At 44.6% G+C, this 20,934-nt stretch carries 22 protein-coding genes and 1 tRNA gene; 19 read left to right on the top strand and 4 right to left on the bottom strand.

The window, feature by feature from the left end:
- Position 1 precedes the first annotated feature (1 nt).
- Genes GVT53_RS19120 through GVT53_RS20970 form a run of 3 tightly spaced genes read left to right on the top strand, consistent with a single transcriptional unit; the run spans position 2 to position 2,144 of the window.
- The gene (locus GVT53_RS19120) at positions 2-1,414 is read left to right on the top strand and encodes an alkaline phosphatase (protein WP_166250075.1); all 1,413 of its coding nucleotides are present in this window, start codon (positions 2-4) and stop codon (positions 1,412-1,414) included.
- A gap of 29 nt (positions 1,415-1,443) precedes the next feature.
- Complete coding sequence (locus GVT53_RS20975; RefSeq protein ID WP_205791771.1) at positions 1,444-1,692, top strand: DOMON domain-containing protein; 249 nt, start codon at positions 1,444-1,446, stop codon at positions 1,690-1,692.
- A gap of 14 nt (positions 1,693-1,706) precedes the next feature.
- The gene (locus GVT53_RS20970) at positions 1,707-2,144 is read left to right on the top strand and encodes a carbohydrate binding family 9 domain-containing protein (protein ID WP_205791769.1); all 438 of its coding nucleotides are present in this window, start codon (positions 1,707-1,709) and stop codon (positions 2,142-2,144) included.
- Here GVT53_RS20970 and GVT53_RS19110 read toward each other — a convergent pair.
- Both GVT53_RS19110 and GVT53_RS19105 read right to left on the bottom strand, forming a co-directional pair.
- Complete coding sequence (locus GVT53_RS19110) at positions 2,107-2,487, bottom strand: Fur family transcriptional regulator (protein ID WP_166250074.1); 381 nt, start codon at positions 2,485-2,487, stop codon at positions 2,107-2,109. The genes GVT53_RS20970 and GVT53_RS19110 overlap by 38 nt on opposite strands.
- A gap of 270 nt (positions 2,488-2,757) precedes the next feature.
- Positions 2,758-2,839, bottom strand: a tRNA-Leu gene (locus GVT53_RS19105).
- A 161-nt stretch (positions 2,840-3,000) separates the two neighbouring features.
- Between GVT53_RS19105 and GVT53_RS19100 the strand changes: the two genes are divergently transcribed.
- The 3 genes from GVT53_RS19100 to pth all read left to right on the top strand — a co-directional run bounded on the left by GVT53_RS19100 (position 3,001) and on the right by pth (position 5,320).
- Positions 3,001-3,942 (top strand): ribose-phosphate pyrophosphokinase, encoded by a 942-nt coding sequence (locus tag GVT53_RS19100; protein WP_166250073.1) that lies wholly within the window; start codon positions 3,001-3,003, stop codon positions 3,940-3,942.
- Between the two features lie 20 nt (positions 3,943-3,962).
- Positions 3,963-4,601, top strand: coding sequence for a 50S ribosomal protein L25/general stress protein Ctc (locus tag GVT53_RS19095; protein WP_166250072.1), 639 nt, complete (start codon positions 3,963-3,965; stop codon positions 4,599-4,601).
- An 89-nt stretch (positions 4,602-4,690) separates the two neighbouring features.
- Positions 4,691-5,320, top strand: a complete 630-nt coding sequence (gene pth / locus GVT53_RS19090; RefSeq protein ID WP_166250071.1) for an aminoacyl-tRNA hydrolase — start codon at positions 4,691-4,693, stop codon at positions 5,318-5,320.
- Position 5,321: 1 nt separating this feature from the next.
- Here the strand turns inward: pth and GVT53_RS19085 are convergent, their stop codons facing one another.
- Positions 5,322-6,008 (bottom strand): hypothetical protein, encoded by a 687-nt coding sequence (locus tag GVT53_RS19085; RefSeq protein WP_166250070.1) that lies wholly within the window; start codon positions 6,006-6,008, stop codon positions 5,322-5,324.
- Positions 6,005-9,643 carry a reprolysin-like metallopeptidase gene (locus tag GVT53_RS19080; RefSeq protein ID WP_240905080.1) on the bottom strand — a complete coding sequence of 1,213 codons (3,639 nt, stop codon included), beginning with the start codon at positions 9,641-9,643 and terminating at the stop codon, positions 6,005-6,007. The genes GVT53_RS19085 and GVT53_RS19080 overlap by 4 nt, the downstream gene beginning before the upstream one ends.
- A 213-nt stretch (positions 9,644-9,856) precedes the next feature.
- On the opposite strand from GVT53_RS19080, the gene GVT53_RS19075 reads away from it, so the two are divergent.
- The 13 genes from GVT53_RS19075 (at position 9,857) to GVT53_RS19015 (ending at position 20,892) form a co-directional block, all read left to right on the top strand.
- Complete coding sequence (locus tag GVT53_RS19075; protein ID WP_166250068.1) at positions 9,857-10,786, top strand: bifunctional riboflavin kinase/FAD synthetase; 930 nt, start codon at positions 9,857-9,859, stop codon at positions 10,784-10,786.
- Positions 10,787-12,103 carry an HTTM domain-containing protein gene (locus tag GVT53_RS19070; protein WP_166250067.1) on the top strand — a complete coding sequence of 439 codons (1,317 nt, stop codon included), beginning with the start codon at positions 10,787-10,789 and terminating at the stop codon, positions 12,101-12,103. It begins immediately after the preceding gene.
- Positions 12,104-12,153: 50 nt separating this feature from the next.
- On the top strand, positions 12,154-13,425 hold the full coding sequence (serS, locus tag GVT53_RS19065) for a serine--tRNA ligase (protein WP_166250066.1): 1,272 nt from the start codon (positions 12,154-12,156) through the stop codon (positions 13,423-13,425).
- Positions 13,426-13,529: 104 nt separating this feature from the next.
- Positions 13,530-15,287, top strand: a complete 1,758-nt coding sequence (locus GVT53_RS19060) for a tetratricopeptide repeat protein (protein ID WP_166250542.1) — start codon at positions 13,530-13,532, stop codon at positions 15,285-15,287.
- Between the two features lie 90 nt (positions 15,288-15,377).
- Entirely contained in the window at positions 15,378-15,695 is a 318-nt protein-coding gene (locus GVT53_RS19055) for a DUF4286 family protein (RefSeq protein ID WP_166250065.1), read from the top strand.
- 3 nt (positions 15,696-15,698) lie between these two features.
- Entirely contained in the window at positions 15,699-16,007 is a 309-nt protein-coding gene (locus tag GVT53_RS19050; protein ID WP_166250064.1) for a gamma-glutamylcyclotransferase family protein, read from the top strand.
- An 18-nt stretch (positions 16,008-16,025) separates the two neighbouring features.
- Positions 16,026-16,898: a 16S rRNA (adenine(1518)-N(6)/adenine(1519)-N(6))-dimethyltransferase RsmA gene (gene rsmA / locus GVT53_RS19045; protein WP_166250063.1), complete on the top strand. Its 873-nt coding sequence runs from the start codon at positions 16,026-16,028 to the stop codon at positions 16,896-16,898.
- The gene (mgtE, locus tag GVT53_RS19040) at positions 16,885-18,237 is read left to right on the top strand and encodes a magnesium transporter (protein ID WP_166250062.1); all 1,353 of its coding nucleotides are present in this window, start codon (positions 16,885-16,887) and stop codon (positions 18,235-18,237) included. Before rsmA ends, mgtE begins: the two co-directional genes overlap by 14 nt.
- Positions 18,238-18,245: 8 nt before the next feature.
- Complete coding sequence (locus GVT53_RS19035; protein ID WP_166250061.1) at positions 18,246-18,611, top strand: cupin domain-containing protein; 366 nt, start codon at positions 18,246-18,248, stop codon at positions 18,609-18,611.
- A gap of 19 nt (positions 18,612-18,630) precedes the next feature.
- The gene (locus GVT53_RS19030; protein ID WP_166250060.1) at positions 18,631-19,563 is read left to right on the top strand and encodes a 2-hydroxyacid dehydrogenase; all 933 of its coding nucleotides are present in this window, start codon (positions 18,631-18,633) and stop codon (positions 19,561-19,563) included.
- Between the two features lie 59 nt (positions 19,564-19,622).
- Positions 19,623-20,081 (top strand): DUF1801 domain-containing protein, encoded by a 459-nt coding sequence (locus GVT53_RS19025; protein WP_166250059.1) that lies wholly within the window; start codon positions 19,623-19,625, stop codon positions 20,079-20,081.
- On the top strand, positions 20,078-20,464 hold the full coding sequence (locus GVT53_RS19020; RefSeq protein ID WP_166250058.1) for a VOC family protein: 387 nt from the start codon (positions 20,078-20,080) through the stop codon (positions 20,462-20,464). Before GVT53_RS19025 ends, GVT53_RS19020 begins: the two co-directional genes overlap by 4 nt.
- A 53-nt stretch (positions 20,465-20,517) precedes the next feature.
- Entirely contained in the window at positions 20,518-20,892 is a 375-nt protein-coding gene (locus GVT53_RS19015; protein WP_166250057.1) for a TM2 domain-containing protein, read from the top strand.
- Positions 20,893-20,934: the final 42 nt, after the last annotated feature.

The following is a 20,934-nucleotide window of genomic DNA, read 5'->3' as shown; positions in this document are numbered from 1 at the left end:
AATGAACAGAAGAAAATTTTTCAGAAACGGAACATTATCAGCTCTCGGGGCCTCACTTTTTACACCATTCGAGTCTCTTAGGGCTTCCGATTTTGAAACCAGCTGGAAGCGAAAAAAGGCCAAGAACATTATTATGCTGGTTAGCGACGGTATGAGTACGGGCACCCTTAACATGGCCGACCTCTATCTTTCCAGAAAAACAGGAAAGGGCAGCAACTGGCTCAACCTGTACCGAGAGAATAAAGTTTCCCGTGCCCTTATGGATATGGCTTCGGCAAGTTCTATTATAACTGACTCTGCCGCGGCAAGTTCCTCTTGGGGAGGAGGCTCCAGGATCAAAAATGGAGGTCTGAACATAGGGATCAATGGAGAGCCGCACCTTCCCATTTGGCAAAAATTCAAGGCTGTGGGCAAAAAGGCAGGTTGTGTAACCACCGTTCCCATTACCCATGCCACGCCAGCGGGTTTCTGTGTCAACCAAAAATCCAGGAACGACCAAGAATCCATTGCGGAAAAATATTTGGAACATGGTTTTGATGTGCTAATGGGCGGTGGCAACGAATACTTCTCGGCGGATCTGCGAAAGGATGGAAAGGATATGTATGCCGCCTTTGAGGGCAAAGATTATTACGTGGCCCGAACCAAGAATGAAATGTTGAAGGCTCCACAGCAGAAATCCATCCTGGGGGTTTTTAACAATAATGGCCTACCCTATGCCAAAGACAGGGAAAACAATGGCGAGTTAGAGGAAAACACGCCCAGTTTGGCCGAAATGACCCAAAAGGCCATTGAAAACCTAAAAGGCAGTGCCAACGGATTTGTGCTCCAAGTAGAGGGGGGCAAAGTGGACTGGGCCGCACATGCAAACGATGTTGCCGGGTTGCTGTACGATCAGGTGGCCTTTGATGAGGCGGTCAAAGTAGCGATGGACTTTGCGGAAAAAGATGAGGAGACCTTGATCATCATCACTACGGACCACGGAAATGCCAACCCGGGTCTCATCTACGGGAAATATGCCAATAATCTATTTGACTCCATACAAAACTACAAGCATACCAACGAGTGGATTTTGAACGGTATCGGCAAAGAAACATCCGTTGGCAGCGTAAAGGAACGCGTCGAATATGCCAACGGTTTTGAATTGACAGATGAGGAAGCTACAACCCTATTAAGCTATTATGGTTCCCTTGATGCCGAAGATGGCCTGTACAATCCAAAACATTTGCCCTTTAGTGCCTTGGCAGAAATCCAAAAACAGCACAATTCGGTAAGTTGGATAAGCATGCAGCACTCGGCGGATTACGTGGAACTGGCCATGTACGGACCGGGAAGTCAATTGTTGAAGCCATTTGTGAAGAATACCGACCTGCACTACCTCATGCTCGAAGCTGCAGAAGTAGAGAATACTTTTTAAAACCAACCGATTGACCGTAACCACCAACCATGAAACCATCAAAACGTTCGCTAAAGGTTCTTTTTCCTTTCATTTTGACCTTAATTACAACTGGGTCTACGTTCGCTCAAGAAGGAAACAACAATTTTCCACCGCCGGAAACCCCTATTGTCCTATCTGCAACTAGGACCGAGGGAAAAATATCCATAGATGGCAACCTGAGCGAACCTGATTGGGACAATGCTGAGGTTGTTTCAGACTTTTTCAGGGTAGAGCCGGCCCAGAGGGCGGGGACATAAAAAACCCTACATCGGTGAAGGTTCTGTACGATGACCGAAACCTGTACTTTGGTGTTTTTTGTATGGATTCCCTTGGGAAGAAAGGCATTCGGATACAAGATCTTCGCCGCGATTTCAACAATGGGGAAAACGACGTTTTTGGTATTCAGATAGATGCGCAGAATACGAGACAATATGCCATTTCGTTTCAGACTACGCCCTACGGAAATCAACTGGACCAGCAGAGTTTCAATGATTCCAATACGGACTCGGACTGGAATGCCCTATGGAGCGTACGTACACAACGTACGGATACAGGGTACTACGCGGAATTTGCCATACCCTTCAAGTCGATTCGTTATGATAGGCCTACGAACGGAATACCAACGGAATGGGGCATTACGTTTTATCGTATGGCCCGTAAGGATTTTGAAGTTATGCCCGGCAGTCTGCGCATTCACCTACCAAAATAATTTCCGATGATTCTATGGCATACTCGCTAATCGTGGGTATTTGCACATCCACGGGCAAACATTCCATGTTTCCACAATGGGTACATTTAAAATGGGGATGCGCATCGGAATGTTCCTTTTCGGAACAGCCCTTGCAGCTTGCATACCATTTTAGGCCATCCGTATCGTTAAAGGAGTGAACAATACCATCTTCTTCCAACCTTTCCAGTATGCGATACACCGTGGACTTGTTCATGCTTCCCTTTAAAGTGTCCACCAAGGTCACCACCGATATCGCCTTGTCCGTTTCAGCGAACATTTGTCGCAATGCCTCAACCTTTTTTGTCTTTCTAATTACACCCATAACCCTACTTGATCGGACTTTTTACAAGGGCGACCACATTAACTTTTAATATAGTCTCCACTTGGCTATTCAATTTACAAAAGTATATCAATAAACAGAAAACAAGGTGCTTCCCAAGATTTCGAGACCACTTGAATTTATTGGCGCTGTATTGTTGGTCAACAAGAAATAATTGAATAAAAAGGACACCAATAAAATAATTTCCCAAGACTTTTATCTTCAAAATAAAAAACAAAACCCCGACAATCATAAAATTGTCGGGGTTTTTAGTACCTTGGGTGGGAATCGAACCCACACGTCCGAAGACACTGGATTTTGAATCCAGCGCGTCTACCAATTCCGCCACCAAGGCATCTGGCACCACATTTTCAAATGCGAGTGCAAAGCTAAAAAAATATTTTTATTTATCACCAAAAAATACTTCGATTTATCCTTTAGCAACCCAATTTAATTCTTAAATTTGCACCTCCTTGTAAAAAAGTACTTTAAAACGCTAGTTAACAAGAGATTGTAATGGCCTATCAAGTTCCTGAACCAAAAATTTTTGCTTGTACCCAAAGTGTTGAGCTGGGCAAGAAAATCGCTGCTTCCTATGGTGCAGAATTGGGGAAAATCCAGTTCTCACGCTATAGTGATGGTGAGTTTCAACCTTCGTTCGAGGAATCCATTCGTGGCGCACGTATCTTTATCATTGGATCCACAAACCCAAGTTCGGAAAATTTGATGGAAATGTTGTTGATGCTGGATGCAGCCAAAAGGGCTTCCGCAAGACACATTACAGCGGTTATGCCTTACTTTGGCTGGGCCAGGCAAGATAGAAAGGACAAGCCCCGCGTTCCCATAGCCGCCAAATTAGTGGCCAAAATGTTGGAAACCGCCGGTGCCACCAGGATCATTACCATGGACCTGCACGCGGACCAAATCCAAGGATTCTTTGAGAAACCTGTGGACCATTTGTTCGCTTCCACATTATTTTTGCCCTACCTAAAGGGTCTTAATCTTGATAATCTCTGCATTGCCTCACCAGATATGGGCGGTTCCAAAAGAGCCTACGCCTATTCCAAGGCTTTGGAGTGCGAAGTGGTCATCTGCTACAAACAGCGGGCCAAGGCGAATGTTATCTCACACATGGAACTTATTGGTGATGTACAGGGCAAAAATGTGGTACTGGTAGACGACATGGTAGATACGGCGGGCACTCTGACCAAAGCTGCCGATTTGATGATGGAAAGAGGCGCCGAAAGTGTACGGGCCGTTACCACGCACGGATTACTTTCTGGCAAAGCATACGAAAGAATAGAAAAATCACAATTATCGGAATTGATCGTTACCGATTCCATTCCGATAGACCACAATAAGGAAAAAATAAAGGTATTGTCCTGTGCGGACCTATTTGCAGATGTTATGCACAGGGTTCACCACAACACATCGATATCTTCAAAATTTTTAATGTAAATCAATTTTAATATATAACAATGAAGTCAATTACAATCAAAGGATCCCAAAGAGAAAGCGTGGGCAAGGTTGCAACCAAAGCCTTACGTAATGCTGGAAAGGTCCCTTGCGTGCTTTACGGAGGGGATAAACCAGTGCATTTTGAAGCTGATGAAATCGCGTTCAAAGACTTGGTGTACACCCCAAATGCGCACACCGTGGTAATTGAATTGGAAGATGAAAAGTTTGCCGCTGTAATGCAGGATATTCAATTCCATCCTGTCACGGACAACATTCTTCACATAGATTTCTATCAATTGTTCGAAGACAAGCCAATCACCATGAGGATTCCAGTACGTTTGGAAGGAAACTCACCCGGTGTTAGAAACGGTGGACGTCTGCTTTTCAGAAAAAGAAAGCTTTCCATTCGCGCATTGCCCGATTTGCTTCCGGATTTTATCACCATCGATATTTCCAAGTTGAGAATCGGTCAGACCATTGCCGTGGAATCCATCCTAAGCGACGATTACACATTCCTTCACCCAGATAGCACAGCTATCGTTCAGGTTAAGGCTTCTAGGACTTCTGTTGATGAAGAGCTTGAAGACGAAGATGAAGAAGGAGTGGAAGGAGAAGCTACCGAAGGTGGTGAAGCTCCAGAAGCAGAGGCTGCGGAATAGCACGTTGAAGATTTTTTCAAGAGCATCCCTTTTTTACCATGGTAAAAATTGGGATGCTTTTGTATTTTTGGGCAAATACCTAACAGCCGATGCCCAACTTTTTCCATAAGCTTTTTGGCAAACCAAATCAATTACTGCAAGAAAACGACGCCATGAAAAAATTTTTGATCATTGGCCTAGGCAACATAGGCACCGAATACGATGATACACGCCATAACATTGGGTTCAAAATCCTCGACTTTTTGGCCGAACAGGAGGATTTTACTTTTGAAAGCGCCAAACTTGGGGCCGTAGCGACATTTAAGCATAAAGGAAAGAGCGTGGTATGCCTAAAACCTTCCACCTACATGAATTTGAGCGGCAAAGCGGTAAAATATTGGATGGACAAAGAGAATATTGGTCTGGACAACATTTTGGTGATCACCGACGACATTAACCTGCCCTTTGGCACCATACGTTTAAAAGGAAAAGGCAGCGACGGCGGGCACAATGGCCTTAAGGATATTCAGAACGTCCTGCAGACGACCACTTACAATAGATTCAGGTTTGGTGTAGGCTCCGATTTTGGAAAAGGTCAACAAGTAGATTATGTTTTGGGCAAATGGGATGATGACCAACAAAAAGCCATGCCGGAACGTTTAAAATTATCGACCGAGCTTATCCGTTCGTTTGTGTTCGCTGGTGCAAAAAACACCATGAACCAATTCAATGGCAAATAGTTTAGAGCACTTTAAAATCGAACACCGAAGAGATTGAAGTATTGCCTTCCGAATCGGTGGTGACCACCCTCCAATAATATACGGTTCCAGACTCGACCCCGACAGGCAATGCCATAGTCGTTGCGTTGGCAATGCCAACAGAGGTGATGGGCGGATTGCTCTCCGAGAAAAACACCTCAAAAGAGGCAATGTCGCCATCCACATCAGCGCCGGACCATTCCAATACCACTTCGTTCGCAAGGTCTTTTTGTACGGTCGCGCCAGATGCCGGACGCTCCAGTTGTGCGGGAAAAGGCGCATAGGTTGTTTGCGCCCCTGCATTGTAGAACAACCATGTAGGACTGGATGCCACTTGATCGGATGTTGAATTCCGCGAGGTCACCGACCATGCAAACGGCGTTCCTTTGGAAATGGACAAACTGGCGGAAGTAGATGCCGTTGATATGTTCTGCGGCACATTGGTCTCCAAATTAACCACGGTAAGGGTATAGCTGTCAGTGTTGTTGGAAGCCATCCACCTAAATGTGATCTGCGTAGTGTTTTGGTTGATTTCCGTTCCGGTGGTACACTCAGAATTTTCTTCTGGGAACACCAATTGTGCCCCCTGAGGCGCCGGAGGTGGTCCATCATCTCCCCCACAACCCGCCAACAGGACCAAAATGGATAACCAAATTATATTTCGAATCATCTTTTTATGAGTTTGAACATTTCTTTTGTACCGCCTTTTTCAACACCTAGATAATACATCCCTTTGGTGAGCCCTGATAGGTCCAACTGCAAATCATCTCCCACAACCTTTCGGTTTTCGGTTCTGACCAATCTACCATTTGAGGTAAATATCCGTATAGCAACATCGCCTTCATACCCTGCCATATAAACCGAGGTAACCGCATCCACTGGATTGGGCGAAATGATGGGCCGTGATGAATAAAATAGGGTTTGTTCCATTACTCCTTGGCACGGAAGGTTGGAATACACGCGCAACGTATTGACTCCCTCTTTAAGTCCCAGTTCTATTTTTGATGCATCAGTTTGAGTGACCAAACCGTTAAGTTCCACATTGTATAGCGAAGCGCCCCTCAATTCAACACTTAAGATGCCCGAATCTATCAATGCATCTATATCCAGCACATCTGGTTGAGTGATCACAGCGCTGAAACATATCTCCTCATAGGTTACCAACCCATTGGTGCCGGTAATACAAATAGAGTAGTTTCCGGCGGACAAACCGCTAAAAACTTGTGACTCGGTAAAATCGAAGGACTCTACACCATCTGGGCCATCTAAAATTGCGGTATAATTTATGGAGGCATCTACAGGAAGGATTGTAATGGAACCATCATCCTGGCTACGGCAGGTTTCGCTGTCAATCTCTATTTCAAAATTGTCGGAAGCAAACCTATAAACTGCACATCCGTTGGTATCCACCTCGACTCCTTTGGGGGTTCCAAGGCAAAGATCGTCGCCATCATCAAAAACACCGTCGTCGTCCTCATCGGGCCTGTAGCTTCCCTCAATACAAATATCCAGCGAAAAGTCTATCAAACTTCCCCCATCACTTGCCGCGGTATCCTGTATTTCCAAAACCCATTCTCCTTGAATGGATTCACCCTTTAACGAGGATAAAAAGCCAATTGGCGATACGGTTTCGGCGATGGCAGGGTTGCCCGTACACGTTATCGGGTCTCCTTCATCGTCAAAAACCGCGTTAATATTCTTTAACTCCCCACAGGTGTTCGATACCAGCACCACTCTTGTTCCCATGGGCGAGATAAGTGTAACGATCAAATCTTCCAGATAGGTGTGGTCCAGTTCCAAATTGACATTGACATCGGATATGGGCAAATCTTCCACGAACAAAACAGACGTGGTAATTGTTGGCGTGCCCGACGACGAAATGGAAATGGGCAAATCTTTGGATTCCCTGTTCTTGCAGTTTACCTGAGCAGTGGTAAAACTGAAGGGAGCGCCGAACGTTCCCGAGCCGCAGCCATTATTGGGCCTTACCCGCCAAAAATATTCGGTCTCGGCCTCAAGACCATTGGTTTTAAAAGTTGTAGAGGGAATAGATGCGGATTCGACAATTTCGGTAAATCCAGCATCTGTGGCCACCTCAACATCATAAATCGAGTACAGGGGGTTTCCCTGCCAGCTAAATTCTGTATCCAAAGAAATTCCGATTTCTCCGTTTGATGGCGAAAGTAATGTAACATCTGAAAATGTACCATCTTGTACCTTAAGGGAAAGTACCAAATTTTTGGTGACCGAGGCAGAGGTGGATGTAACCATAATATCGTAAACGCCCGGTGCCACACCATTGGTGTTGGACAGCGTCAGCTCTACAGCGGTTTCATCCGCACTCGCATCCAATGGTGAAAAGTTGGCCGTTAGCCCGGCTGGAACATCCGCCGAAAATGTGGAGTTTTCATTGAATCCCCCATAGGTCTCGTACACAAATGGTATTATAATATCATCGGGTTGGCACACCTCATATTCCAAAGATTCAAAATTCAGTACGACTTCTGATTGTTCTATAACAAAGTCGACGCTATTGACCGCAAAAAAGATATTATCACTTGCCTTGACCATAATCCTGCCCTCATTGGTTACGTTTCCCGGCAGAAGTATTTCCGCCGAACCATCGTTTAGGGTATTCTCCAAAAGTGTTACCGGAAAAGTAAGCCCCCCGTCCAATGAGAGAACTATATCGACATGCTGGGCATTGACGGGAGCTATGTCCGTATTGGCCACATCCCATGTGATTTCTTGGACAGAGCCTGCTTGGTACACTTGCCCCTCTGTTTGGGATGTCACGGAAAAGGGGCCCGCCGCTTTTACAACCCTTACATTGAGCACATCGGACACCACCTGTCCTCCGCCTGCTGCATTGTCCCTAACGGTAAAGGCAAAACCAAGGTTTCTTTCAATTTGGGAAACGGTTTCCCATGCACTTCCCGTAGTTGGGTCGGTCTGTATTAAATTCCCATTGGCCACCTCGGTCAATCTCGGGAAGTATCTTTTTGAATCCGTAGTCGGGGGCACCGACCTAAAATTGGCCCCATTGGGATTAGTAGGGCCAAAAGATGCCGTTGTCACCAGACCGTCATCTATCTGCTCCCAAGTATAGGTAAGTACATCGCCGACATCGGGATCGGTAGCACTGCCCTCCAAAACAAAAGCTGTTCCCATTGGGATTATAAAATCATCGACCGGTGTCAATACTGGTGGTGAATTCAACAAAGCTTCGGTTTGACCACAGGAGGTCGTTTCCAAGTACGAAGAAATCTGGAGAATGCTGTTAAAATGAAAATAATCATCACCACTGGGTGCCACATTGTTTCCTTCGACAATGCCTGCATATCCCATTATGGTGGAACCACTTGCCGGCTCAGCTTGCACCCCGGTCCCTTCAGACTCAAAGGACCATGTATGGTTGGCACCAAACTGATGACCCAACTCATGTGCCACATAATCCAGATCAAATACATCGCCCTGGGGATTATTGGCCGAGGAAAAAGCGCTCCCCTTTCTATTGTCCACACAAACCGAGGCGATGAATCCTGCATTTCCATTGTCCAACCCTTCGTTTACCTTGTGAAAAAGATGGCCCACATCGTAGTTTTCCTCACCGATTCTCGTGGTAATGGCGGACTGTACTTCCGAGTTCAGACTATTTCCGTAAGGATCGGTATTGGGATTGGTAAAAATAATTTCATCGTTGTTGGGGATAAGCTCCAAAGTGACGCCCAAATCCGTTTCAAAAACTTCGTTGACGCGTGTTAGCGTTGCATTTATTCCCGCCAGGGCATCCGCAACGGTACCGCCCATATCTTGGGTGTATTCTCCCGACGCCGAGACTGCAATCCTATACTTTCGCAAAACTTGGCCATCGACTAGTGGAACTATGGTTTTTGCCGTGTTCCCTGAAGTTTTGCCTGCAAGACCAAATATACCCTTACCAGTTTCGCAGATAAATCTTTTATCGGAAGAAAGGCCATCTTCCTTGCTGTACAGCACATATGTGTCCGGAGCATTGGAAACAGGTTCCATAAAGGCCGTTTTGTTATGCCGTAGATCCACGATCATGGTTTGCAGGCCTTTGTGAGAACTACTGAGCTTCACTTTATATTTTCCATCGGAACTTACGCCTGTGTAGGATTTTATATTTGGATATTTTTTGGCCAAGTCGGGATGCAATACCGAAGTTTCCTTCAAATTGAAAGCAACGATGGTCCCTTCACTATTGGGCAGGTATACCACTTTGCCCAACGATTTTGCGGTGGAAAAAGAGTTTATCTGTTCAGAAAATGCCTTCCTATCCAAAGACAAAACTTTTGTAGCTTGCGAAATATCGGCCAAAGAAGCGCTTTGTAGACTGCCCTGGTCGGGGGCTGTTTTCCAATAACCTTGCTGTCCGTATATGCAAAAGCAGCTAAAAAATATGGTTATTGATAAAACAAGATGTAATTTAGCTTTCATACACGATCAGGGCATAGTATAAATTCAAATGTAAGCCTTTTTTATTTCTTTATTGCGTTGGAAACAATCCAGAACATTTCTCATTTTAAGGACATTCCGCATCAAACTGTGGTTACCATTGGCACGTTTGATGGCGTGCATCTCGGACACCGCAAGATACTGGAACGCCTCATAAATAATGCCAAAAATACCGGACTTAAGTCAACGGTACTCACTTTTTTCCCGCACCCTCGCATGGTACTGCAAAAAGATGTGGACATTAAATTGCTGAACACCCTTGATGAGAAAAAACAGATCCTGGAAACTTTGGGGCTGGATTATTTGATCATACACCCCTTTACCAAACAATTTTCACGGCTTTCCGCGGTCGATTTTGTTCGCGATATTCTTGTGAACAACATCAAAAGCAAAAAAATAATCATCGGGTACGACCACCGGTTTGGACGTAACCGTAACGCCAATATACAGGACCTGATCACCTTTGGGAATACCTTCGACTTCGAAGTGGAGGAAATTCCCGCACAAGAAATCGAAGATGTTTCCGTAAGCTCCACAAAAATCAGAAAGGCGCTTCTGGAAGGTGATGTGGAAACCGCCAACAACTACCTAAGCTACGCCTACATGCTTACAGGAACAGTTAAAAAAGGCAAAGGTCTGGGCAGGGATTTTGGCTTCCCAACGGCCAATCTTCACATTGCGGAAGCATACAAGCTCATTCCAAAAAATGGCGCCTACGTGGTGCGAAGCAATCTTAACGGAAAAGTACATTTTGGAATGATGAACATCGGTTTCAACCCTACTGTGGACGGTTCCCAGAAAAGCATCGAAGTCAATTTCTTTGATTTTGAAGGAGACCTGTACGATAAAAAAATCCAAGTGGAGCTCCTCCACCGCATACGCGACGAGCATAAGTTCAACTCCATAGAAGAACTTAAGGATCAATTAAAAAAGGACAAAAATCATTCCTTGGGCCTAATCTCCAAATAAATGCTGAACCAATTTCTATTCAAGAAAATAGACAACGCCCAACTAGTGGTTTTCAGGGTGTTTTATGGTTTATTGGTAAGCGCGGAATGTTATGGCGCCATAGCTACCGGATGGGTGCGCCGAACGCTGGTGGAACCCCAATTTACTTTTTCCTTTATAGGGTTTGAATGGTTGCAGCCCTTGCCCGGTATCGGCATGTACATTTACTTCGCCATCATGGGCACGTTGGGCCTTATGATCGCTTTCGGTTTCAAATACCGGTTGAGTGCCCTGGCCTTTGCCGTATTATGGTCGGGCGTCTATTTAATGCAGAAAACATCGTACAACAACCACTATTATTTGCTGATGCTGCTCGCCTACATCATGGCATTTTTACCGGCCCACCGGGATGCATCCTTAGATGCAAAACTGAATCCCGGACTGCGGTCACAGAGCATGTACAATTGGGTCCGATGGATTATCATCCTACAACTCTTTATTGTGTACACCTACGCTTCCATTGCAAAACTATATGCCGATTGGTTGGATTTTAGCATGATCGAAGTATTGATGAGCTCCAAAAAGGACTACTACCTCATTGGTGATTTTCTCCAGCAAAAATGGGTACATAAAATAATAGGCGTCTTCGGTATTGGTTTTGATTTGCTGATTGTTCCCGCATTACTTTGGAGACCCACCCGGAAAATTGCCTTTGTGCTGTCCATTTTCTTTCACCTGTTCAACAGCATCGTGTTTCAAATAGGAATTTTTCCGTATTTATCATTAGCGTTTATTGTGTTCTTTTTTGAGCCACAAACCATTCGAAATATCTTTTTGAGAACCAAAAAAGTTATTCCGGAGACCAAGGTCATCATACCAAAAACCAAAACAATCACTTTAACGGTGTTGGGTCTTTATTTTCTGGTTCAACTTATATTGCCACTTAGACACCATTTCTTCAAGGATGATGTACTTTGGACCGAAGAAGGCCATCGGCTGAGTTGGCGGATGATGCTTCGTAGCCGTGCAGGAAGCATCTCGTACAAAGTGGTAAACACTCAAACCAAGGACACCACCAATGTCGACCTGAACGATTATCTGACCACAAAACAGCAACGGAGAGTGGCCTGCTATCCCGATTTTGTTTGGCAGTTTGCCCAACACCTCAAAAAAGAATATGCAGAACAAGGGGAAGAAATCCAGGTTTTTGTGGACAACAAGGTCAGAATAAACCAAAAACCCTATCAACAATATATCGACCCAAAAGTAGATTTGGCAAGCGTTCCATGGAAACATTTTGCCCACAACGATTGGATTCTGCCCGCTCCCAAGGAATAAAGTTGGGCACTTGTTCAGATTAAATTAAATTTGCGCCTCAAAACAAGGCCATGCTTCAAATACAGAACATCAGGGAAAACAAGGAAAGTATCATAACCGCTTTAAAAAAGCGCAACATCGATGCCGCACCTATGCTATCAAAGGTTTTGGAACTCGATGAAAAAAGACGTTCCATCCAAACCGAACTGGATGCTACACTGGCCGAATCCAACAAACTTTCCAAGGAAATCGGCATGCTTTTCAAAACAGGAAAGGCACAGGAAGCCAATGCCCTAAAAGAAAAGACCGCTGGACTCAAAGAAGCATCCAAAACGATGGGGGACGACCTCAATACCACCGTCGAGGAACTTCAGCAGCAATTGTATTTGATACCCAACGTTCCCCACGAATCCGTTCCTGCGGGCAACTCGGAAGAGGACAACGAAGAAATTTTCAAGGAAGGTGATGTCCCTACCTTGTCAGATGGTGCACTTCCCCACTGGGAATTGGCGAAAAAATACGATATCATCGATTTTGAGCTCGGTGTTAAAATAACCGGTGCGGGTTTTCCTGTTTACAAAGGCAAAGGAGCCCGTTTACAGCGTGCCCTAATTTCATATTTCTTGGACAAAAATGCCGAAGCGGGCTATACCGAAATGCAGGTACCGCTAATGGTGAACGAAGACTCTGGTTATGGCACAGGTCAATTACCGGACAAAGAAGGGCAAATGTACCACTTACAGGCCGATGATCTGTACCTGATTCCAACCGCCGAAGTGCCTGTGACCAATTTACACCGCGGTGATCTCTTGGCCGAAAGTGATTTTCCCATCAAATATACCGGATACACCCCTTGTTTTCGACGCGAAGCAGGAAGCTACGGAGCTCACGTTCGCGGTCTCAACCGTTTGCACCAGTTTGACAAAGTGGAAATCGTGCGATTGGAGCACCCCGACAATTCATACCAGGCCTTGGATGAAATGGTGGAGCACGTAAAAAATATTCTTCGTGAATTGAAACTGCCCTATCGAATCCTTCGTCTTTGCGGAGGGGATTTGGGCTTCACTTCTGCATTGACTTTTGATTTTGAAGTGTTCTCGACCGCCCAAGACCGTTGGTTGGAGATCAGTTCCGTATCCAATTTTGAAACCTTTCAGGCCAACCGCCTAAAATTGCGTTACAAAGATGAAAATGGAAAAAGCCAGTTGGCGCATACCTTGAACGGAAGTTCGTTGGCATTGCCCAGGGTTTTGGCCGGAATCTTGGAGAACTATCAAACCGATGAGGGCATAAAAATACCGGAAGTATTGGTTCCTTACTGCGGTTTTGACACCATCGATTAAGGTTTTCAACCATTAATTTGGATTCGGTTAACAGAATCCCGCACATTTCTGCGTTATATTTGAAATAAAACAAGCTATTGCAACGTCTTTTATTTCTCATATTGATGCTATCAGCGAGTATTGTAACGGCACAAGAGGATTTCTTGGCCAAACAATACTTTCAGGATGGCGATTACGAGAAAGCCCTGGTATTCTACGAAAAATTGGTGGAGACCAATCCAAGGCGCACGGATTATGCCGAGGGTCTGGTGGCTTGCTATCAACAATTGGAACGCTATGACGATGCCGAGGCATTTTTACTTCAAAAAATAGAGGACAGCTACGCGTTTCCCACCTTTTACATTGAACTGGGCTACAATTTTACACTTAAAAATGAAGCCGAAAAGGCCAATGCCTATTACGACAAGGCCATCAACAAGATAGAGGACAACCCAAACTATGGATACAGTGTTGGGTACCGTTTCCAAAAATATGCCCTGCTCGATTATGCGATCCAAGCCTACACCAAGGCGATGGAATTGAAACCAGACCTCAACTACGATTTTCAATTGGCGCGCATTTATGGCGAACAGGGGGATATTGCCAAAATGTACCAATCCTATCTCAACCTAATCTGGGAAGGACGTACCTCCCGCTCCAATGTACTGCGTAACATCGATGATTTTATATCAGAAGACCCTACCAACGAAAACAATGTGTTGTTGCGAAAGGTACTGCTTCAAAATGCGCAAAAAGCGCCCGACATTTTATGGAACGAACTCTTGAGCTGGCTTTTTGTACAGCAAAAACAATATAGCAGCGCTTTTGGCCAAGAAAAGGCCATTTTTAAAAGAAGTGAGGGGCAATCCATGGACCGATTGGAAAACTTGGGAAGCATAGCTTTGGAGGACAAGGACTGGGAAACCGCCACCGAGATTTACGAATACATTGTGGATAACACGGAAAACCCAAGAAACCGGCTCAATGCAGAACTCAACCTCATCGATATTGCACTGGAAAACCCGACAGAAAAGGTTCTGGAGGATGTACAAAAAAAGTTCGATGACCTTGTGGGAGAATATGGCAACCAGAGCATCACCTTGCAATTGCAGATTGCCTACGCCAACTTTTTAACTTTCAAAAAAGAAGAACCGGGGCCCGCCATTGCGATGCTCAAAGAAAGCTTGGAACTCCCGATGGGCCGAATGACCATGGCCTACGTAAAATTGGCGCTTGGGGATATTTTGGTATTCGACCAAAGGTTCAATGAAGCCTTGATTCTTTTTACACAGGTACAAAAAAGCGTCAAAAACGATGTATTGGGCCAAGATGCTCGTTTCAAAGTGGCACAGACCAGTTTTTACAAAGGCGATTTTGATTGGGCCCTAACCCAATTAAAAGTGCTTCGGAGTTCCACGTCCCAGCTTATCGCCAACGATGCCATGCAGTTGAGCTTGCTCATTTCGGACAATTCATTGGAAGATTCCACACAAACCGCTTTGAAAAAATATGCCAGAGCGGATTTGCTGGCCTATCAAAATAAAAACACCGAAGCCATTGAGGTACTGGAAGATATTTTACAAAATCACAAAGGGGAAAAAATCGAGGACGAAGCCTTGCTGAAACAGGCCGAATTGTTGGTAGAGCAAAAAAACTATGAAAGTGCGGAGTTCAACTATCAAAAAATAGTAGAGTTCTATGCCGATGGCATTCTAGCGGACGATGCCCATTTTGCCTTGGGCGAATTGTACGAGAACATCTTGAACGAACCCGAAAAGGCTAAAAGCAATTATGAGAAGATCATCTATAATTATCAGGACAGTTATTACTTCCCTCAGGCCCGCAAGAATTTTAGAAGGCTCCGCGGGGATGCGATCAACTAGTCTCCTTTCCTTTTCTGAAAGGCGGAATCCAAAAAAGGGAGTTCTCAAAAATTACAGTAATTTCACCGCACAAACAAACAAGCGAAGCTCATGCTCATTTACAACGTTACCATCAATATAGATGAAAGTGTCCATGACCAATGGTTGGATTGGATGAAGGACAAGCACATCCCCGATATGCTGGCCACCGGAAAATTTTCACACGCCAAAATGGTAAGGGTATTAGTAGAGGAAGATATGGGTGGAATTACCTATTCCATACAATACACCACCCAGAGCAGGGACACCTTGGAAGCCTATTACAAAGAGGATGCGGAACATTTACGTGCCCAGGCACAGCGAATGTTTCCCAACAAATTCGTTGCCTTTAGAACAGAACTGGAAGTTATCAGTCAACAAATACCTTAGCCATTGGAATATTTATTTTCCTACGGAACACTCCAGGACCATCAAGTACAGCACTATATTTTTGGCCGTTTGCTCAAGGGAAAAACCGATTCTGTTTTGGGTTTTAAAAAATTGGAAAATGCCGTTTATGGGCGTTATCCGTTGGTCGTCAACACCAATGATCCAGAGGATAAAGTTGCAGGTATAGCCTACGAAGTGAACGAGACAGACCTGAAAAAGGCAGATATTTATGAGACCAGTGCGTACAAACGCCAAAAATTTCCTTTGGAATCAGGTGATGAAGCTTGGATCTATATCGAAAATTCCAACTAACTTGCAAAAAAACCATCCGTGTCCAAAAAGAAAAAAAAGAAGTACTCCAATGACTCCTCCCACAAAAATAAATACGTGCAGGAAGATGGTGCCGTAAAGGCAAAAAAGCATTTGGGCCAGCATTTTCTAAAAGATGAAACCGTGGCGCAAAAAATTGCGCAGACCCTGTCTTTGGAAGGATACAATAACGTATTGGAAATCGGGCCCGGCATGGGAGTGCTCACCAAATATCTTTTACAGCGTGATTTGGATTTGGTGGCGATGGATCTCGACGAAGAATCCATTGTGTACCTCAACCACAGTTTTCCTTTGGAGCATGCCGCCATTTTAAAACAAAACAATCGCCTGAATGTCATTGAGGCCGATTTCCTCAAGTTTGATCTGACCGATCTGTATGGAGAGGAACAATTCGCGATTACCGGTAACTTTCCCTATAACATTTCCAGCCAGATCGTATTTAAAATGCTGGAAATGCGGAAACAGGTACCCGAGTTCTCGGGAATGTTCCAAAAAGAGGTCGCGAAACGTATCTGCGAAGGGCCCGGAAGCAAAACTTATGGTATTCTTTCTGTGCTCGTTCAAGCATATTATAATGCCGAGTACCTATTTACGGTACCGCCCGGGGTTTTTGACCCTCCCCCAAAGGTGGATTCGGGTGTGCTTCGCTTAACAAGGAAAAAGGAACTGAACTTACCGTGCGACGAGCGACTTTTCTTTAAAGTGGTAAAAACGGCATTTAACCAAAGACGAAAAACCATTCGTAACAGTCTTAAAATCTTCAACCTCTCCGATAATCTAAAAGAAGATGCTATCTTTGATCAACGCCCTGAACAGCTTAGTGTAGCTGATTTTGTAACGTTGACACAAAAGATAGCCGATGACCCCGTTTAAACTCACAGACGAACTTTTGGAAGAGATCAGGGAACTGATCGCCGAGAACAAGGACGCCGAACTTCAACTGATGATGAAGGAGTTCCACTATGCCGATATTGCGGAAATAGCGGACGAAATGGAGGTCGAGGAAGCCACTTATCTGATCAAGCTGCTCGACAGTGAAAAAACTTCGGACATCCTTGCCGAAATGCACGAGGATATCAGGGAGGCCGTACTTAAAAACCTAACTGCCAAGGAAATTGCGGAAGAGCTTTCGGAACTGGACACGGATGATGCTGCGGATATCATCAACGAGCTTCCAAAAGAACTCGTCCAAGAAGTAATCTCGGAAATAGAAGATCGAGAGCACGCCAAGGACATCGTGGACCTTTTGCGTTACGAGGAAGATTCTGCGGGTGGCCTTATGGCAAAGGAATTGGTAAAGGTAAACGAGAATTGGACCGTGACCAATTGTGTAAAGGAAATGCGGGCCCAAGCGGAAAACGTGACCAGGGTGCACTCCATATATGTGGTAGATGACGAAGGCAAGTTAAAGGGTCGTCTTTCGCTGAAAGATTTACTAACGGCATCTACCAAAAGCCATATCAAGGACATCTATATTCCCAAGGTCGATTCCGTAAACGTCAACGAAAAAGGGGAAGAAGTTGCCAGAATCATGTCCAAATACGATTTGGAGGCCATTCCGGTAATAGACGAAATAGGCCGTTTGGTGGGCCGTATCACCATTGATGATATTGTAGATGTAATTCGTGAAGAGGCCGACAAGGATTACCAAATGGCGGCAGGTATCTCTCAGGATGTAGAAGTAAACGATAGCATCTGGATACTCACGCGCGCCCGGTTGCCCTGGTTGATCTTGGGTCTTTTGGGCGGACTCAGTGCAGCGGCCATTATGGGAACTTTTGAGGATATGATTGCCAAGCATGCCGTATTGTTCTTTTTTACCCCATTGATTGCCGCAATGGCAGGGAATGTGGGAGTGCAGTCCAGTGCCATTGTAGTTCAAGGTCTCGCCAACGACGACCTCAAAGGAAGTGTGAGCACCCATTTATTAAAGGAAATGCTGTTGGCACTTTTAAACGGTTTTATCCTCGCATTACTATTGTTGCTATTTACTTGGATATGGAAAGGATCTTTTGCGACCGCATTGGCCATTTCATTGTCCCTAGTGGTCGTGATCGTGGTCGCAGGACTGATAGGGACCTTTGTCCCCATGTTCCTTCACAAAAGAAATATTGACCCGGCGATTGCCACTGGGCCGTTCATCACCACAAGCAACGATATTTTTGGAATCCTGATCTATTTTTGGATAGCTAAAATGATCTTGGGCATATAATCAGAGCAATGAAATCCATCAACCTCAAAGAAAAACACGCAGAATTCACCAAACAATGGCATCCCCATCAAATTGCCGTGGTTGACGATATGCAGGTACTTTTGGCCAAATTACAGGGTGAATTTGTTTGGCACGCCCACAAGAACGAAGATGAGTTGTTCCAGGTCATCAAGGGAACACTCTATATGCAATTCCGTGATCGGACAGAGGTTGTGAACGAAGGTGAGATCATAGTAGTGCCCAAAGGTGTGGAACACAACCCTATGACCAAAAACGGTGAAGAGGTTCATGTGCTACTTTTTGAAAAAATGAGTACGGCCCACACGGGCAATGTGCAGCACGAAAAGACACAAACCCATTATCCAAAAATCTAGGAGTTGTATATTTGCCCCCATGAAAGTTCTCCACTTAGACACCAATCACCCACTGCTCATTGAACAATTTGAAGAGCTTGGGTTCGAAAACCACGAAGATTACACCTCATCCAAAGAGGAAGTAGAAAAGAAAATCCATAATTACGACGGCATCATTATCCGGAGCAGGTTTACCATAGACCAGCAATTTCTGGAAAAAGCCACCCACCTAAAATTTATAGGAAGAGTCGGCGCAGGACTGGAAAATATCGATACCGAATACGCAAAATATAAGGAGATATTTCTGGCCTCCGCACCGGAGGGCAACCGAAACGCCGTGGGAGAACACGCTTTGGGCATGTTGCTTTCCCTAATGAACCATATGGGCAAAGCTGACCGCCAGGTGCGTAAGGGCAAGTGGAAACGGGAGCAAAATAGAGGGGTTGAACTCGACGGAAAAACGGTTGGCATTATTGGTTACGGAAATATGGGCAAGGCTTTTGCCAAAAAACTACGTGGTTTCGATGTTGAAGTCATCTGTTATGATATAGTTGGCGGTGTAGGCGATGAAAATGCCCGTCAAGTGGGAATCATGGAGTTTCAGCAACGCTCGGATGTCGTCAGCTTGCACGTTCCGCAGACCGAGCAGACCATGGGGATGATAAACACAGATTTTATAGAAAAATTCCACAAACCGTTCTGGTTACTCAATACAGCTCGTGGCAAATGTGTGGTTACCAAAGATTTAGCGGAAGCGCTTAAATCAGGAAAAGTTCTCGGTGCTGGACTGGATGTGCTGGAATATGAGCAAAAGTCCTTCGAAAATATGTTCGCCCAAAAACCGAAGGCATTCAAATATCTGCGCAAAGCCAAAAATGTGTTGCTCACCCCGCACGTGGCCGGTTGGACAGTGGAAAGCAAGGAAAAATTGGCCCAGACCATTGTTGACAAAGTCAAAGAAAGATTTTCTTAACTTTAGGTACCAATTCCATCTTATTTGTGGCCCTGGCATTGGATAAAACCTGACCAGACATGACCATTGAAGCCAAAACGCCCGATGAGTACATCCAAAAACTGCCTGAAGAACGCAAAGAAGCTTTTTCAAAGCTTCGGGAGATCATAAAGAACAATCTACCGGAAGGTTTTGAAGAATGTATCAGCTATGGAATGATAGGGTTCGTGGTACCCCACTCCATGTATCCGGATGGGTACCATGTGGACCCAAAATTACCGCTCCCCTTCATCAACATTGCATCACAAAAAAACTTTGTGGCGCTTTATCACTCAGGAATATATGCCAATCCAAGTTTGCACGATTGGTTTGTGGCCGAATACCCCAAATTTGTAAACACAAAGCTCGATATGGGCAAAAGCTGTATCCGTTTTAAGAACATGGATACCATTCCTTATCAACTGATTGCAGCGCTATGCCAAAAAATGACGCCACAAGAGTGGATTGTGCTGTACGAAAAAAACATTAAAAAATCATGAAAAACAGAGTAACTGGATTGGGAGGGTTTTTCTTTAAGAGCAAAGACCCGGACAACATCAAGGCATGGTATAAAAATCATTTGGGATTGAACACCGACCAATATGGCTGTACTTTTTGGTGGAAGGACCAAGAAGGAAACGACTGTTCCACACAATGGAGCCCGATGGATGAAAAAACACAATATTTCAAACCCAGTGAAAAGCCGTTCATGATGAATTTTCGGGTGGAAAATTTGGTGGAACTGCTAGAGGTCCTAAAAAAAGAAGGAGTTACCGTAGTCGGGGAAATTGAGGAATACGAATACGGCAAATTCGGTTGGATCTTGGACCCAGAGGGCAACAAATTGGAACTATGGGAACCTGTTGATAAAGCTTTCTTATAGATATTGATTTATTTGCTACATTTAGCCTTCATTAACCAACATATTAAATAAACATGTCAGAAGAAAAAAAAGACTTTGGTGATAAAGCAGATGAATTTGCAGATGATGCCAAGAAAACCGCAAACGAATTCACCAACAGTGCCAAGGAAGCTTTAAATTCAAGCGATAACAAGAAATTACTGGCAGGCATACTTGCCATTGTACTAGGACAGTTAGGAGTTCATAAATTCATACTGGGTTACCAAAAAGAAGGATTTATCATGTTAGGTGCCACAGTAATCGGTTACATAACCGCTTGCTTTGTTGTCGGGAGCTTTATTGTACTGGGCGTAGCCATTGTTGGGTTGATTGAAGGTATCATTTACCTGACAAAGTCCGACGAAGAGTTCTTTAACACTTATCAAGTGGGCAAAAAGCCTTGGTTCTAAAAATTTAAGCCAGATTAACCCTGGCTTTTTTTGAATATCAAT

This window comes from Flagellimonas oceani (genome assembly GCF_011068285.1).
GTDB classification, from domain to species: Bacteria; Bacteroidota; Bacteroidia; order Flavobacteriales; family Flavobacteriaceae; genus Flagellimonas; species Flagellimonas oceani.
This window is presented reverse-complemented; position numbering and strand designations above follow the sequence as displayed.